The following is a 15724-nucleotide window of genomic DNA, read 5'->3' as shown; positions in this document are numbered from 1 at the left end:
GAGCTGCCAAGGCATGACGCAGCCTCGCTTGCTCCTCAGCGGCTACCTGTACTGATTCCGCGATCCTTGACCGCCAACCAAGTATCTACAGAGATTGTCTGTTGGCCCCCGAGATAGCAGGCAGGCATGTCCAGCAAAACCCCCACCCCCCAACTCGCCTATGTCCTGCACAGTCGCCCCTATCGCGAAACCAGTGCACTGGTCGACTTTATTACCCCGCAAGGGCGATTGCGGGCCGTTTTGCGCAGTGCGCGCGGCAAGGCCGGCTCTCAAGCCCGACCTTTTGTCCCGCTGGAAATCGAATTTCGGGGCCGGGGCGAACTCAAGAGCGTCGGGCGCATGGAAAGCGCAGGCCTTTCAACCTGGCTCAGCGGCGAGGCCTTGTTCAGTGGCCTTTACCTCAATGAGTTGCTGGTGCGCCTGCTACCGGCTGAAGACCCCCATCCCGCCGTATTCGATCACTACGCCGCCACCTTGCTGGCGCTCGCCGAAGGTCGTGCGCTTGAACCATTGTTGCGGGCCTTTGAATGGCGCCTGCTGGATGACCTGGGCTATGGCTTCTCACTGACTCAAGACATCCACGGTGACCCCGTCGCCGTGGACGGCATGTACCGTTTGCAAGTCGATGCTGGCCTTGAGCGCATTTATCTGGTGCAGCCGGGGTTGTTTCACGGTGTTGAACTGCACGCGATGGCGGATGCCGACTGGAGCACGCCCGGTGCCTTGTCTGCGGCCAAGCGTCTGATGCGTCAGGCCTTGGCCGTGCATTTGGCGGGCAAGCCGCTGGCCAGTCGCGAGTTGTTTCGCAAGCCCTGAATAGACCGGTATGCTGTGCGCCGAATCTGCAACTCTTCAGGAGAGCCACCGTGACCCACAGCAATCGCATTCTTCTCGGCGTGAACATCGACCACGTAGCCACGCTGCGCCAGGCGCGCGGCACGCGTTACCCTGACCCGGTCAAGGCCGCGCTGGACGCAGAAGAGGCGGGCGCCGATGGGATCACCGTGCACCTGCGTGAAGACCGTCGTCACATACAAGAGCGCGACGTGTTGCTGCTCAAGGACGTGCTGCAAACCCGCATGAACTTCGAGATGGGCGTGACCGAAGAAATGATGGTATTCGCCGAGCGCATTCGTCCGGCGCACATCTGCCTGGTGCCCGAAACACGTCAGGAACTGACCACAGAAGGGGGCCTGGACGTAGCGGGGCAGCAAGCACGAATCAAGGCCGCCGTAGAGCGCCTGAGCCGGATCGGCTGCGAAGTGTCCTTGTTTATCGATGCCGACGAGCGCCAGATCGAAGCTTCCCGTCGCGTGGGCGCACCGGCGATTGAGCTGCACACCGGGCGTTACGCCGATGCACAGACGCCAACCGAGGTGGCTGAAGAATTGACGCGTGTCGCTGATGGCGTGGCGTTTGGTTTGGCCCAGGGTCTGATCGTTAACGCCGGTCACGGTTTGCACTATCACAACGTGCAAGACGTGGCAGCGATCAAGGGCATCAACGAGTTGAATATTGGCCATGCACTGGTGGCGCACGCACTGTTTGTGGGCTTCAAATCGGCAGTGGCCGAGATGAAAGCGCTGATTGTGGCGGCTGCCAAAGTTTAAGCAGGTGTGACTGTAGTCGCAGCCTTCGTTGCTAGGCAGCGGCTACAGGGTTTGACGGGTTTTATCAGTGCAGGGTTAAAGCTGCGGCTCTTCTTTGGGCTTGGTCTTGTCGATGCCGGGGATGTGCAGTGTGCTGTCGGCGGCCTGGTCGCCTTCCAGCTGCGGCTGCGTGGCCCAGGTCAGGATGTCGTAGTAACGACGGATGTTGGCGACAAAGTGCACGGGCTCGCCGCCGCGGGCGTAGCCGTAGCGGGTTTTGCTGTACCACTGTTTCTGCGCAAGGCGCGGCAGCATTTTTTTAACGTCCAGCCACTTGTTCGGGTTCAGGCCTTCTTTTTTCGCCAGTTTGCGTGCGTCATCCAGGTGCCCGCCGCCAACGTTATACGCGGCCAGCGCAAACCAGGTTCGATCCGGCTCCTGAATGTCGTCGTCCAGCTCGCTCTTGATCAGTGCCAAATACTTCGCGCCGCCATAAATGCTTTGCTTGGCGTCCAGTCGATTGGCCACGCCCATCGCCTGTGCGGTGTTCTGGGTGAGCATCATCAGGCCGCGAACCCCGGTTTTTGATGTGACGGTGGGTTGCCACAGGGATTCCTGATAGCCCATCGCTGCCAGCAGTCGCCAGTCCACGCCTTCTTTTTTGGCGGCCTCCTTAAAGAATTTTTCGTACTTGGGCAGGCGTTGTTGCAGGTGTTGAGCAAAGGTGTAAGCGCCCACGTAACCCAGCACATCGACGTGGCCGTAATAACGGTCTTTGAGGCGCTGCAACGTGCCGTTCTTTTCAACCTTGTCGAGGTAGGCGTTGATCTCGTTCAACAGGCTGTTGTCTTCACCTGCCATCACCGCCCAGCGCTGGCTGCGAGCATCGCCCAGGTCGAAGGCCACGCGCACGTTAGGAAAGTACACCTGGTTCATGGCCACTTCATTGGAGTCAACCAGTGTCAGGTCGATTTGACCTTCATCGACCATACGCAGCAGGTCGACGACTTCAACAGCGTCAGACTCTTCGTACTCAATGCCGGGGTATTGCTTTTTGAGTTCGGCGAGTTGCTCTGCGTGGGAGCTGCCTTTGAGCACCGTGATGCGCTTGCCTGCCAGGTCTGCCGCAGAGGTAGGGCGTGACTGGCCGTTGCGATAGATGATCTGCGGCGTGACCTCAAGGTAGGGGTGAGAAAACTTGGCTTGTTGGAGGCGATTTTCGCTGCTGACCAGTCCGGCAGCAGCCAGCACCGGGCCGTCAGGTTGGCCGAGCTGGGTAAACAGGTCGTCCAGGTTATCGGCTGTTTCGATCTTCAGCTCCACGCCCAGATCATCGGCAAAGCGTTTCACCAGCTCGTATTCAAAGCCGGTTTCGCCGTTGCGATCCTCGAAGTAGGTGGCCGGGCTGTTACGGGTGATCACCCGCAGTACCCCATCCTCCTTTACGCGCTCCAGGGTGCTGGGTTTTTCAACGCAGGCACCGAGCATCAGGAAGAGTCCGGTTGCGAGGAGCCATTTGGCGCAACGCTGGCGGAATACAGATAGAGAAAACATGGGCGCAGTATACGCAAAGCAGCGCGAGTGCCATATCACGGCAATCTGCTGTCAGCCGGTTGATAACCCTCAAATCAGCTCAAACCCTTGTGAAATGGGCCTTTTAGGGTTCTTCAAAGACCCAAACAGACTTGGCCTGGGGACGCTGATAGCCATAAAGAATAAGGCCCTGATCGATTAACGACGTTTGACGTGCGCAAGGTGTGCCGTTTCGGGTGCCGAGACCAAAGGTTTACGTTAGAATGCCGGGCCTCAAAGCACACCCCTCCCGAGGCTGTCCCGAAGATGTTGATCCTGCGCGGCGCTCCTGCCCTATCTGCCTTTCGCCACAACAAACTTCTCGCACAACTGAGCCAAAAGGTTCCAGCTGTCAGTGGCTTGTACGCTGAATTCGCCCACTTCGCCGATGTTACTGGTGAGTTGACCCGCGATGAGCAATTGGTACTGGCTCGTCTCCTGAAGTACGGTCCAAGTGTGCCGGTCCAAGAGCCGAGCGGCCGACTGTTCCTGGTGTTGCCGCGGTTTGGCACCATCTCCCCTTGGTCGAGCAAGGCCAGCGACATTGCCCGTAACTGTGGCCTGGCTAAAATCCAGCGCCTGGAGCGTGGCATTGCGTTCTATGTGGCAGGTCAATTCAGCGACGCTGAAGCCGAGCTGATTGGCGCGACCTTGCACGACCGCATGACGCAAATTGTGTTGGGCGATCTGGAGCAGGCGGCTGGTTTGTTCAGCCACGCCGAACCCAAGCCGCTGACCGCGATTGATGTGTTGGGTGGTGGTCGTGCTGCGCTGGAAAAAGCCAACGTCGAGTTGGGTCTTGCGCTGGCAGATGACGAAATCGACTATCTGGTCAATGCTTTCAACGGTTTGGGTCGTAACCCGCACGACATCGAGCTGATGATGTTTGCCCAGGCCAACTCCGAGCATTGCCGCCACAAGATCTTCAACGCCAGTTGGGACATCGACGGCCAAAATCAGGAAAAAAGCCTGTTTGGCATGATCAAAAACACCTACGTGATGCACAGCGAAGGTGTGTTGTCGGCCTATAAAGACAACGCTTCGGTGATTGTCGGCAGCGTGGCCGGTCGTTTCTTCCCCAACCCTGACACCCGCCAATACGGCGCGGTACAAGAGCCGGTGCACATCTTGATGAAAGTCGAGACGCACAACCACCCGACCGCCATTGCCCCGTTTCCGGGTGCGGCGACCGGTTCTGGCGGCGAAATCCGCGATGAAGGCGCAACAGGGCGTGGTGCCAAGCCCAAAGCGGGCCTTACCGGTTTTACCGTGTCCAACCTGCAAATTCCGGGCTTCGTACAGCCGTGGGAAGTGCCGTACGGCAAGCCTGAGCGCATTGTGACCGCGCTCGACATCATGATCGAAGGCCCGCTGGGCGGCGCCGCGTTCAACAACGAGTTCGGTCGTCCGGCCCTGACCGGCTACTTCCGTACCTTTGAGCAGTCCATCACCACCCCGCATGGCGACGAAGTGCGCGGCTACCACAAGCCGATCATGTTGGCGGGCGGCATGGGCAACATCCGCGCCGAGCACGTACAGAAAGCCGAGATCACGGTCGGCTCCAAGCTGATCGTGCTGGGCGGCCCGGCGATGTTGATCGGTCTGGGTGGCGGTGCCGCTTCCTCTATGGCGACGGGCGCAAGCTCGGCCGACCTGGACTTCGCTTCGGTACAGCGCGAAAACCCGGAAATGGAGCGTCGTTGCCAGGAAGTGATCGACCGTTGCTGGCAGTTGGGTGACAAAAACCCGATCAGCTTCATCCACGACGTGGGTGCAGGCGGCCTGTCCAACGCCTTCCCTGAGCTGGTAAATGACGGCGAGCGTGGTGGTCGCTTCGAACTGCGAAACATTCCAAACGACGAGCCGGGCATGGCCCCGCACGAAATCTGGAGCAACGAATCCCAGGAACGTTACGTCCTGGCAGTGGGCGTAGAAGATTTCGAGCGCTTCCAGGCCATCTGCGAACGTGAACGTTGCCCGTTTGCCGTGGTCGGTGAGGCTACGGCTGAACCGCAACTGACGGTCACCGACAGCCACTTCGGCAACAACCCGGTGGACATGCCACTGGAAGTGTTGCTGGGCAAAGCACCGCGCATGCACCGTTCGGCCGTGCGTGAAGCCGAGTTGGGCGATGATTTCGATCCTGCAACGCTGAGCATCGCCGAGTGCGTTGAGCGCGTGCTGTATCACCCGGCCGTTGCCAGCAAAAGCTTCCTGATCACCATTGGCGACCGCACCATCACCGGCCTGGTTGCTCGCGACCAAATGGTCGGCCCGTGGCAAGTGCCCGTGGCTGACGTGGCCGTGACCGCCACCAGCTTTGACGTTTACACCGGTGAAGCGATGGCGATGGGCGAGCGCACTCCGCTGGCTCTGCTGGATGCTCCGGCATCGGGCCGTATGGCCATCGGCGAAACCCTGACCAACATTGCCGCGTCGCGCATCGGCAAGCTGTCTGACATCAAAATGTCGGCCAACTGGATGTCCGCTGCGGGTCATCCCGGTGAAGACGCGCGCCTGTTCGACACGGTCAAAGCGGTCGGCATGGAACTGTGCCCAGAGTTGGGCATCACCATTCCAGTGGGCAAAGACTCGATGTCGATGCAAACCCGCTGGAGCGAAGAGGGCGCCGACAAGAGCGTCACCTCGCCGTTGTCGCTGATCGTGACCGGTTTCGCCCCCGTGGTGGATATCCGTCAAACCCTGACCCCTGAACTGCGCATGGACAAGGGGCTGACCGATCTGATCCTGATCGATCTGGGCCGTGGCCAAAACCGTATGGGGGCCTCCATCCTGGCGCAAACCTACGGCAAGCTGGGCAAGCAGGCGCCAGACGTCGATGACGCAGAAGACCTCAAAGCCTTCTTCGCCGTGATTCAGGGGCTGAACGCGGACGGTCACTTGCTGGCCTACCACGACCGTTCCGACGGTGGTTTGATGACCAGCGTGCTGGAGATGGCTTTTGCCGGTCACTGTGGCCTGAGCTTGACGCTCGATTGCCTGACCCAAAACGCCAGCGAAATCCCGGCCATCCTGTTCAACGAAGAGCTGGGTGCCGTGATTCAAGTGCGTCAGGACGCTACGGCCGAAATTCTGGCCCAGTTCAGCGTGGCAGGCCTGGGTGAGTGCGTGGCCGTGATTGGCCAGCCGTTGAACAACAGCGAAGTGACCATCAGCCTCAAAGGCGAAACCGTCTTTGAAGGTCAGCGTGGCGCGTTGCAGCGTCAGTGGGCGCAGACCAGCTACCAGATCCAGCGTCTGCGTGATAACGCCGACTGTGCGGATCAGGAATTCGACGTGTTGCTGGAAGAAGACAATCCGGGCCTGAGCGTCAAGCTGGGCTTTGACGTCAACCACAACATCAGTGCGCCGTACATCAAAAAAGGCATTCGCCCGCAAGTGGCTGTACTGCGCGAGCAGGGCGTCAACGGTCAGGTTGAAATGGCGGCGGCGTTTGACCGTGCCGGTTTCAACGCGATCGACGTGCACATGAGCGACATTCTGGCCGGCCGTGTCGACCTGAACGAGTTCAAGGGCATGGTGGCTTGCGGTGGTTTCTCTTACGGCGACGTGCTGGGTGCCGGTGAAGGCTGGGCCAAGTCAGCACTGTTCAACACCCGTGCCCGCGATGCGTTCCAGAGCTTCTTCGAACGCTCCGACAGCTTCTCGCTGGGTGTGTGCAACGGTTGCCAGATGATGTCCAACCTGAGCGAACTGATTCCGGGCAGCGAGTTGTGGCCACACTTTGTGCGCAACCGTTCCGAGCAGTTCGAAGCGCGTGTGGCAATGGTGCAAGTGCAGGAGTCGAACTCGATCTTCCTGCAAGGCATGGCCGGTTCGCGCATGCCAATCGCTATCGCGCACGGTGAAGGCCATGCCGAGTTCGCCAGCGAAGAAGCCTTGCTGCAAGCCGACTTGTCCGGTTCGGTGGCGCTGCGTTTCGTCGACAACCACGGCAAAGTGACTGAAAACTACCCGGCTAACCCGAACGGTTCGCCGCGCGGGATTACCGGTCTGACCAGCCGTGACGGCCGTGTGACCATCATGATGCCGCACCCGGAGCGGGTATTCCGCGCCGTGCAGAACTCGTGGCGTCCCGAGGAGTGGAACGAAGATGCGCCGTGGTTGCGCATGTTCCGTAACGCTCGCGTCTGGGTGGATTAAGCGCGATGTACAAGCTCAGCTTTTTCGTGCCGCCCAGCCATGTCGACGGGGTCAAGGACGCCGTCTTTGCTGCCGGTGGCGGTCGAATCGGCCAGTACGATCACTGCGCCTGGCAGACCATGGGCCAAGGCCAGTTTCGTGCGCTGGACGGCAGTCAGCCGTTTATCGGGCAAACCGGCCAGGTTGAGTATGTGGGGGAGTGGAAAGTTGAGCTGGTCGTTGCCGATGATCTGATTCAAGCCGTGGTGGCTGCGCTCAAGCTCAGCCACCCGTACGAAACACCGGCGTATGAAGTGTGGCGCCTGGCTGATTTCTAGCCCTTTGCTCTACAAAAAAGCCCGCTGAACCGGTAACGGTCAGCGGGCTTTTTGCTGTCGGCGGATTCAGCTGTTAAGGGCGAATCTCAACCATCGTGCCGTCTTTGGTGAGGTTCCACACTTCGCGCATTTCGACATTTTTCATGGCGATGCAGCCATCGGTCCAGTCCAGCGTGTGGAACAGGTTTTCCGGGTTTTCTTCGGTGTCGGGCGTGCCGTGGATCATGATCATCGAGCCGGGGCTTACACCTTCACGGCGTGCGTGGGCAGCATCGCTGATGTTGGGATACGAGATGTGCATCGCAAGGTTGAACTTCTCGCTTTTTTTGCGCCAGTCGACCCAGTACAGCCCCTCTGGGGTGCGTTTGTCCCCCTCGCGGGTTTTCGGCCCTTTAGGCTGCTTGCCCAGCGAGATGCGGTAAGTCTTGATCGGCTTGCCGTCGCTGATCAGCTGCAACTGGCGCGCTGACTTGAGCACGAGGATTTTCTCCACCGGCTTGCTGCCACGGGTGGGCTGAGCCGTATGAACCGGCTTTATGACCGCATTTTTATCGACAGGTTTGCCGTTGATCGTGACGACAACAGCGGCTTGGCACGTAACAGCGAATGACAGGCAAAGGGCGGCGAACAACCAGCGCATGGAGCGGTATCCCTAAAGGTACAAATGGGTGACGGGCGTCGTTATTGTTGGGGCTTGGCCAAACCGGCCAAAGGTGCAACGGCTTCGCTGCGCACGGGGTAAACCTGGTTCGGGCGGTCAGCGAAAAAGCATTCTAAGGTACGACTGACCGTGCGAAAAGCCAGCTCGGACCAAGGGATGTCGGCTTCATCAAACAACCGCACGTCAAGGCTCTCTTCACCGGCCGCATAGTGTGGGTTCAGCATTTGGGCACGGTAGAAAATATGCACCTGATTGATGTGCGGTACATCAATCAGGGTATAGATGCTCAGGTTGGCCACTTCGGCACAGGCTTCTTCACGGGTTTCGCGCTGGGCGGCCTGTTCGACGGTTTCGCCATTCTCCATAAAGCCTGCGGGCAGGGTCCAATAGCCCTTGCGTGGCTCGATTGCACGTCGGCACAGCAACACCTGCGTGCCCCAGGTCGCGACGCAACCGGCGACGATATTCGGGTTTTGATAGTGAATGACCTGGCAGTGGTCACACACATACCGCAGGCGCGAGTCACCCTGCGGGATGTGCTGGCTGACGGAATGACCACACTGGCTGCAAAATTTCATGCTGTGCTCTCTGTTGTGGCGCCTATCTTGGGGGCTGAAGCAGGGCCTGGGCAAGTGTTGCATCGCGACACTGCGACAGTGTGGGGCTTGGGTGCTCCGGGTGATTTGGTGCATGATGCCCGATAAGTGACGGATCGAGATGACCTATGCTGGACGAGCTGCTTGGCCGCGTGCGCCGCTATACCCCGCGAACGCTGGTAACAGAGCGTAGTTTCCCCGAAGCTGCGGTATTGCTGCCAGTGACCCGCAATGACAAGCCCGAACTGATTTTGACCTTGCGCGCCAGCGGGTTGTCGACCCATGGTGGCGAGGTGGCATTTCCCGGTGGTCGGCGTGACCCCGAAGACCTGGACCTCGTATTCACCGCCCTGCGTGAAGCCGAAGAAGAAATCGGCCTGCCGCCGGGTTTAGTCGAAGTTATCGGCCCGCTCAGTCCCTTGATTTCCCTGCATGGCATCCGCGTCACGCCCTATGTTGGCGTGGTGCCCGATTACGTCGAATACCTGGCCAACGATGCCGAAATTGCCGCTGTGTTCAGTGTGCCGCTGGATTTCTTTCGCCAGGACCCGCGTGAGCATACCCACCGTATCGATTACCAGGGCCGCAGTTGGTACGTGCCGAGCTACCGTTTTAGCGATTACAAGATCTGGGGGCTGACGGCAATCATGATCGTTGAACTGATGAACCTGCTTTACGACGACGTGAATATCAACCTGCACACCCCGCCGGAACGTTTTATCAATATCTAGAGCCTTCTATAGAAAGAAGGTCACGCCTGCCTTGAGGACATTCGCATGAAATACCGTTTGGGCGACTCGTTCGTCGACACCCACCCCGACAGCTGGACCGCGCCCAATGCCACCCTGATCGGTAAGGTCCGGCTGGAAGAAGGTGCCAGTGTATGGTTCAACGCGGTGTTGCGCGGCGACAACGAGCTGATCCTGATCGGTAAACACAGCAACGTACAGGACGGCGCGGTGATGCACACCGACATGGGCTATCCGCTGACGCTGGGCACGGGCGTGACCATCGGTCACAACGCCATGTTGCATGGTTGCACCGTGGGCGATTACAGCCTGATCGGCATCAACGCGGTGATTCTCAACGGCGCACACATCGGTAAGCACTGCATCATCGGCGCTAATTCGCTGATTGGTGAAGGCAAGGTCATCCCTGACGGTTCACTGGTCATGGGTTCACCGGGCAAGGTGGTTCGCGACCTGACGGATGAGCAGAAAAAACTGCTTGAAGCCAGCGCTGCGCACTATGTGCAGAACGGCCAGCGCTATGCCCGCGATCTTGAAGAGCAGCCATCGTGAGCGAGCCGGAGCGCCCGGTCGCATCCCCCTGCGTCAATATCTGCGCATTGGACGAGGCGGACATCTGCACCGGCTGTCAGCGCAGCGTGGCCGAAATCACCCGCTGGAGCCGCATGACCAACCCTGAACGGCGCGAAGTGCTGGCGTTGTGTAATGAGCGTGCTGCGTCCAGCGGGGTGGTGTGGCTGCTGGGCAGTGCGTAATGCTTTTGGAGTCGCTTCCGCAGGCTGCGAAGGGTTGCACACCCCGTTGACTTGACGTCTGCATGGGCCTTGTCGCAGCCTGCGGCAGCGACTACACAGTTGTGATTGACTCAAGTACCCTGTGCGCCTTATTCACAGGTGCTGCCCGTTCCCATGCTGTTTCTTATCGCTTATATCGCCAGCGTCGTACTGATCAACTACGCGTTTTCTACCGCCCCGCATCTGGACATCATCTGGTCGGCCTGGGGCGGGCTGGTATTCGTGTTGCGCGACATGGTGCAAATCCGCTTTGGCCACGGCGCCATTGTGGCCATGCTCGCGGCGCTGGTGCTGTCGTATGTGACCTCAGACCCTTCGATTGCCCTGGCCAGCGCCACCGCCTTTGCGGTGTCCGAATGCATTGACTGGCTGGTGTTCAGTATCACCAAGCGCCCGCTGCAAGACCGCTTGTGGATCAGTTCGGCGCTGAGTATTCCGATTGATACCTTCATCTTCTTCGGCATGATCGACGCCTTCACCCCCGGCGTGATCCTCACCGCGATGGGTTCAAAGTTCGCCGGTGTGACCTGCGTGTGGTTGGCGATGGCCTGGCGTTTGCGCAAAGCCGCGGCTCAATAAGGTCACGCGCCCCAGATCATGTAAAATGCCGGCCTTTCTCCCCCAGCAGGCGCTGGCCTGGCGAGCGCCTTCGATGATTTGTTTCCTTGAGGACCTGAAATGACCCGTATCGGAACTCCACTGTCGCCGACCGCGACCCGCGTATTGCTGTGTGGCTGCGGCGAGCTGGGTAAAGAAGTCGTCATCGAATTGCAGCGTTTGGGTGTCGAAGTGATCGCCGTAGATCGCTACGCCAATGCACCGGCCATGCAAGTTGCGCATCGCAGTCACGTGATCAACATGCTGGATGGTGCGGCGTTGCGCGCCGTGATCGAAGCTGAAAAGCCGCACTTCATCGTGCCGGAAATCGAAGCCATCGCCACCGCCACGCTGGTTGAGCTGGAAGCCGAAGGCTTCACCGTGATCCCGACCGCGCGTGCCACGTCCTTGACCATGAACCGTGAAGGCATTCGTCGCCTGGCGGCAGAAGAGCTGGACCTGCCCACTTCGCCTTATCACTTTGCCGACACGTTCGAGGAGTACAGCCGTGCTGTGCAAGACCTCGGCTTCCCGTGTGTCGTCAAACCGGTGATGAGTTCGTCGGGCAAAGGCCAAAGCCTGTTGCGCGGTGCCGATGACGTGCAAACAGCCTGGGACTACGCGCAAGAAGGCGGCCGCGCCGGTAAAGGCCGGGTCATCATCGAAGGCTTCATCGACTTCGATTACGAAATCACCTTGCTCACGGTGCGCCATGTCGGCGGCACAACGTTCTGCGCGCCGGTAGGTCATCGTCAGGAGAAGGGCGATTACCAGGAATCATGGCAGCCACAGGCCATGAGCCCGATTGCACTGGCTGAATCCGAGCGCGTGGCCAAGTCGGTGACTGAGGCGTTGGGCGGGCGCGGCCTGTTTGGTGTCGAACTGTTTATCAAAGGCGATCAAGTGTGGTTCAGCGAAGTCTCGCCGCGCCCGCATGACACGGGTTTGGTGACGTTGATTTCGCAGGACTTGTCGCAGTTTGCGCTGCATGCCCGCGCGATTCTCGGCCTGCCGATTCCCTTGATTCGTCAGTTTGGGCCATCGGCCTCGGCGGTGATTTTGGTGGAAGGGCAGTCGACCCAGACCGCCTTCGCCAACCTGGGTGCTGCGTTGAGTGAGCCGGACACGGCTTTGCGCCTATTTGGCAAACCTGAAGTCAATGGTCAGCGCCGCATGGGCGTGGCCCTGGCGCGTGACGAGTCGATTGAAGCGGCTCGCGCCAAAGCGACCCGTGCTGCCAAAGCGGTCGTCGTCGAGCTGTAAACAGTTGGAAGTTTCCGCAGGCTGCGATCTTTTAGATCAAAAAACGCAGCCTGCGGGATATAGCTTTTTTACCCGACCTTGTTCAGGTCAGCCTCTCTGGTTTCCTTCAAGCACAGCACGGCGATCAAACTGAGTATCGCCGCGCCTGACACGTAGCCGCCCACCCAGCTCAAACCGCCCATGCTTACCAGCTTTTGGGCGAAGAAGGGTGCGGCTGACGCGCCGACAATGCCGCCCAGATTGTAGGCAGCCGAGGCGCCGGTATACCGCACGCGCGTTGGAAACAGCTCAGGCAGCAGCGCGCCCATCGGTGCAAACGTCACGCCCATCAGAAACAGTTCGATGCACAAGAACAGCGCCACGCCCCAGGTCGTGCCGTGGGTGAGCAGCGGTTCCATCAAAAAACCTGACGCGATCGCCAGCACGCCGCCCACGATCAGCACCGGTTTGCGCCCATAACGGTCACTGGCCCATGCAGAAAGGGGTGTTGCAGCGGCCATGAACAGCACGGCAAAGCACAGCAGCCCGAGGAAAGTCTCGCGGGTATAGCCCAGCGTGGACACGCCGTAACTCAGCGAAAACACGGTTGAGATATAAAACAGCGCGTAGCACACCACCATCGAGGCGGCGCCCAGCAGCATCGGTGCCCAGTAGTTGCTTAACAGTTCAACGATCGGCATTTTCACCCGTTCGTGTTGCGCCACGGCTTTGGCGAACACCGGGGTCTCTTCGAGTTTGAGCCGCACATATAAACCGACCATGACCAAGGCTGCGCTGAGCAGGAACGGAATCCGCCAGCCCCATGAGCGAAACTGTTCATCGCTGAGGGTCATTGCCAGCATCAAGAACAACCCGTTGGCCGCCAGAAAGCCAATTGAGGGCCCCAATTGCGGAAACATTCCGAACCAGGCGCGCTTGCCTTTCGGTGCGTTCTCGGTGGCCAGCAACGCTGCGCCGCCCCATTCCCCGCCCAAGCCTAGGCCCTGCCCGAAACGCAGCACGCACAGCAGAATAGGTGCCCAGGCACCGATTGTGGCGTAGCCCGGTAGCACGCCAATCAGCGTGGTACACACGCCCATCAACAGCAGCGATGCCACCAGCGTGGATTTGCGCCCAATGCGGTCGCCATAGTGGCCAAACACAAAGGAGCCGAGCGGGCGGGCGAGGAAGGCAATGCCGAACGTCAGAAACGCCGACAGCATTTGCGCGGTGCCAGAGGTTTGCGGGAAGAAAACCGGGCCGATGACCAGCGCTGCGGCTGTGGCATACACGTAGAAATCGTAGAACTCGATGGCCGTCCCGATAAAGCTGGCAGTGGCCACGCGGGAGGCCGAGTTAACCGGTTTATCGCACGAGGCTTCGCTGAACGTAGTGGTTGTGGTCATGTGCATATCCCTGACAGTTATGTGCCCGTGGCGTTATCTGCCGGTGAGGCCAGACAAGGCTGAGCGATTTTTTATGGTCATTGGCCCTGAGGGATACCAGGGTGCAAGCGCCGCTCGGGATGGGAGCGTGCGCAGGTACAGCCAGCAGCGGCAGGCCGACGACGCTGAGTGCGGGTAGCACGCGTGTCGGCCAGGCTTGGGTAAGCGGGAGTGATTATAGGGAGCGGCCGTGGGATGGAACAAGCTGCGCGGCTGGGATCAGGCCGCAGGCTTGACGCTGTTGTGCCAGATCAGTACGCGGCTGACACGGTTTTCTTCGGTCTCCAGAATTTCCAGTCTGTAACGACCGATTTTCAGGCACACCGTGGTTTCGGGGATGGTTTCCAGTGCTTCAGTGACCAGGCCGTTCAAGGTTTTCGGGCCATCGCAAGGCAGTTGCCAGCCCAGGCTTTTGTTCAACTCGCGGATGGACGCGGCGCCATCCACCACGTAACGGCCGTCGGGCAGTGGTTCTACGTGCGGATTGTCGGCGTTTTGCTCGTCTTCAAACTCACCGACGATCTCTTCAAGAATGTCCTCAAGGGTCACGATGCCCAGCACTTCGCCGTACTCATCCACCACGATGCCGATGCGCCGCTGCTGTTTATGAAAGTTGAGCAGCTGTAATTGCAGCGGGGTGCTTTCAGGAATGAAGTAGGGTTCGTGGCAGACGGCCAGAATCGCCTCTTTGGTCAAGCTGGCATCGGGCAGCATGTGCTGGATGTGGCGCGTATTGAGGATGGCTTCGACCTGATTGATGTCGTTGTGAAACACCGGCAGTCGCGTGCGCTTGGTCTGGCGCAGTTGTTCGATCAAGTCTTCGATCGAGTCGTCCAGGTTCAGGCCCTCGACTTCGCTGCGCGGGATAAGGATGTCGTTAACCGTGATGTTGTCCAGTGCATGAATGCCCGACAGCAGCTGTGGGCGGCTGCCAGGTTGTTCATTATCCTCAGCGGGCTGGGCGTTATGCGGCGGGTGAGCGTCGCCGCGTTGTGTCACGGCCTGAGGCTTGCGCGAAACAATCCCGATACAGAATCCCAGGCCTGCAAACACCAGCGCCAAGAGGGCGAGTAATGGCCCGGGGGGCAAGCTATCCATAATCAACGCCCGTCAGATATGCAGAATGTATTCACGAACCAACTTGCTGCCAAAGTAGGCCAGCATCAGCAGGCAGAACCCGGCAAACGTCCAGCGGATGGCTTTGTGGCCGCGCCAGCCAAGGTGATGACGGCCCCACAGCAGCACGCTGAAAACGATCCACGCCAGGCACGCCAGCAGGGTTTTATGCACCAGATGCTGGGCAAACAGGTTGCCCAAAAACAGCCAGCCCGAAATCAGTGACAGCGACAGTAATGCCCAGCCTGCCCACAAAAAGCCAAACAGCAGGCTCTCCATGGTTTGCAGCGGCGGGAAGTTCTTGATCAGGCCCTTGGGGTGTTTGTGTTTGAGCTGGTAGTTCTGCAATGACAGTAACAAGGCCTGGAACACCGCAATGGTGAACATTCCGTACGCCAGGATCGACAGCAGGATATGGGCCAGAATGCCGGGTTGTTCATTAATGACCTGTACGGTGCCGGGCGGGGCGAACTCGGACATCAGTACCGTGAGTGCCCCTAACGGGTATAACAGCAGCAACAGGTTCTCGACCGGGATACGCGCACACGCAACCAGCGTCACGCTGATGACGGCAACAGCAATCAGGCTGGCCGCGCTGAAAAAGTCCAGCTCAAGCCCGGCAGGGGTCATCAAATGGGTAAACAGGCTCGCAGCGTGGGCGAGGACGGCAAGGATGCCGAGCGTCACCAACAGACGATTGTTTGCCTTCGCGCCGTGGCGCAGGCAATTGCCTTGATAGAAGGTCGCAGCGGCGTATAAGCAGGCGGCGGCGAGGCTGGGGAGCAAACTCGGTGACAAGGGGAGCATAAATCCTGTTAGGCAAGCCCGAAAGGGCTGAGTTTGGCATACAACCGCCTGAACACGAAAGGCCACATAAGCTGA

General features: G+C 59.4%; 14 protein-coding genes and 1 pseudogene. 9 read left to right on the top strand and 6 right to left on the bottom strand.

Features of this window, described 5'->3' with window-relative positions; genetic code table 11:
• Window positions 1–126 precede the first annotated feature (126 nt).
• Window positions 127–816: a DNA repair protein RecO gene (gene recO, locus GYN01_RS18340; RefSeq protein ID WP_048400082.1), complete on the top strand. Its 690-nt coding sequence runs from the start codon at window positions 127–129 to the stop codon at window positions 814–816.
• Between the two features lie 50 nt (window positions 817–866).
• Window positions 867–1610: a pyridoxine 5'-phosphate synthase gene (pdxJ, locus tag GYN01_RS18335; RefSeq protein ID WP_048400080.1), complete on the top strand. Its 744-nt coding sequence runs from the start codon at window positions 867–869 to the stop codon at window positions 1608–1610.
• 75 nt (window positions 1611–1685) lie between these two features.
• On the opposite strand, the gene mltF is transcribed toward pdxJ, so the two are convergent.
• Window positions 1686–3143, bottom strand: coding sequence for a membrane-bound lytic murein transglycosylase MltF (mltF, locus tag GYN01_RS18330; RefSeq protein WP_048363277.1), 1458 nt, complete (start codon window positions 3141–3143; stop codon window positions 1686–1688).
• A 285-nt stretch (window positions 3144–3428) separates the two neighbouring features.
• On the opposite strand from mltF, the gene purL reads away from it, so the two are divergent.
• On the top strand, window positions 3429–7325 hold the full coding sequence (gene purL, locus GYN01_RS18325) for a phosphoribosylformylglycinamidine synthase (protein ID WP_048363279.1): 3897 nt from the start codon (window positions 3429–3431) through the stop codon (window positions 7323–7325).
• A 5-nt stretch (window positions 7326–7330) separates the two neighbouring features.
• Window positions 7331–7642: a YqfO family protein gene (locus tag GYN01_RS18320; RefSeq protein WP_048363280.1), complete on the top strand. Its 312-nt coding sequence runs from the start codon at window positions 7331–7333 to the stop codon at window positions 7640–7642.
• A 73-nt stretch (window positions 7643–7715) separates the two neighbouring features.
• On the opposite strand, the gene GYN01_RS18315 is transcribed toward GYN01_RS18320, so the two are convergent.
• Both GYN01_RS18315 and GYN01_RS18310 read right to left on the bottom strand, forming a co-directional pair.
• Window positions 7716–8282, bottom strand: a complete 567-nt coding sequence (locus GYN01_RS18315; protein WP_048363281.1) for a L,D-transpeptidase family protein — start codon at window positions 8280–8282, stop codon at window positions 7716–7718.
• Between the two features lie 41 nt (window positions 8283–8323).
• A complete protein-coding gene (locus GYN01_RS18310) occupies window positions 8324–8881 on the bottom strand; it encodes an NUDIX hydrolase (protein ID WP_048363282.1) in 558 nt (185 codons plus the stop codon).
• Between the two features lie 146 nt (window positions 8882–9027).
• Between GYN01_RS18310 and GYN01_RS18305 the strand changes: the two genes are divergently transcribed.
• The 5 genes from GYN01_RS18305 to purT all read left to right on the top strand — a co-directional run bounded on the left by GYN01_RS18305 (window position 9028) and on the right by purT (window position 12302).
• A complete protein-coding gene (locus GYN01_RS18305) occupies window positions 9028–9630 on the top strand; it encodes a CoA pyrophosphatase (protein ID WP_048363283.1) in 603 nt (200 codons plus the stop codon).
• A gap of 45 nt (window positions 9631–9675) precedes the next feature.
• On the top strand, window positions 9676–10200 hold the full coding sequence (locus GYN01_RS18300) for a gamma carbonic anhydrase family protein (protein ID WP_048363284.1): 525 nt from the start codon (window positions 9676–9678) through the stop codon (window positions 10198–10200).
• The gene (locus GYN01_RS18295; protein WP_048363285.1) at window positions 10197–10403 is read left to right on the top strand and encodes a DUF1289 domain-containing protein; all 207 of its coding nucleotides are present in this window, start codon (window positions 10197–10199) and stop codon (window positions 10401–10403) included. The genes GYN01_RS18300 and GYN01_RS18295 overlap by 4 nt, the downstream gene beginning before the upstream one ends.
• A gap of 153 nt (window positions 10404–10556) precedes the next feature.
• On the top strand, window positions 10557–11021 hold the full coding sequence (locus GYN01_RS18290) for a 7-cyano-7-deazaguanine/7-aminomethyl-7-deazaguanine transporter (protein WP_048363286.1): 465 nt from the start codon (window positions 10557–10559) through the stop codon (window positions 11019–11021).
• A gap of 99 nt (window positions 11022–11120) precedes the next feature.
• Entirely contained in the window at window positions 11121–12302 is a 1182-nt protein-coding gene (purT, locus tag GYN01_RS18285) for a formate-dependent phosphoribosylglycinamide formyltransferase (protein WP_048363287.1), read from the top strand.
• Between the two features lie 68 nt (window positions 12303–12370).
• On the opposite strand, the gene GYN01_RS18280 is transcribed toward purT, so the two are convergent.
• The 3 genes and pseudogenes from GYN01_RS18280 to GYN01_RS18270 all read right to left on the bottom strand — a co-directional run bounded on the left by GYN01_RS18280 (window position 12371) and on the right by GYN01_RS18270 (window position 15649).
• Window positions 12371–13687 (bottom strand): MFS transporter, encoded by a 1317-nt coding sequence (locus GYN01_RS18280; RefSeq protein ID WP_048363288.1) that lies wholly within the window; start codon window positions 13685–13687, stop codon window positions 12371–12373.
• A 258-nt stretch (window positions 13688–13945) separates the two neighbouring features.
• Window positions 13946–14638 (bottom strand): annotated as a pseudogene (locus GYN01_RS18275) (transporter associated domain-containing protein); the annotation flags it as partial.
• Between the two features lie 198 nt (window positions 14639–14836).
• On the bottom strand, window positions 14837–15649 hold the full coding sequence (locus tag GYN01_RS18270; RefSeq protein ID WP_048363291.1) for a cytochrome C assembly family protein: 813 nt from the start codon (window positions 15647–15649) through the stop codon (window positions 14837–14839).
• Window positions 15650–15724: the final 75 nt, after the last annotated feature.

Source organism: Pseudomonas weihenstephanensis (genome assembly GCF_016812185.1).
In the GTDB taxonomy this organism is placed as follows: Bacteria; Pseudomonadota; Gammaproteobacteria; order Pseudomonadales; family Pseudomonadaceae; genus Aquipseudomonas; species Aquipseudomonas weihenstephanensis.
Note: the sequence above shows the minus strand (reverse complement) of the source record. Positions and strands in the feature narration are given on the sequence as shown.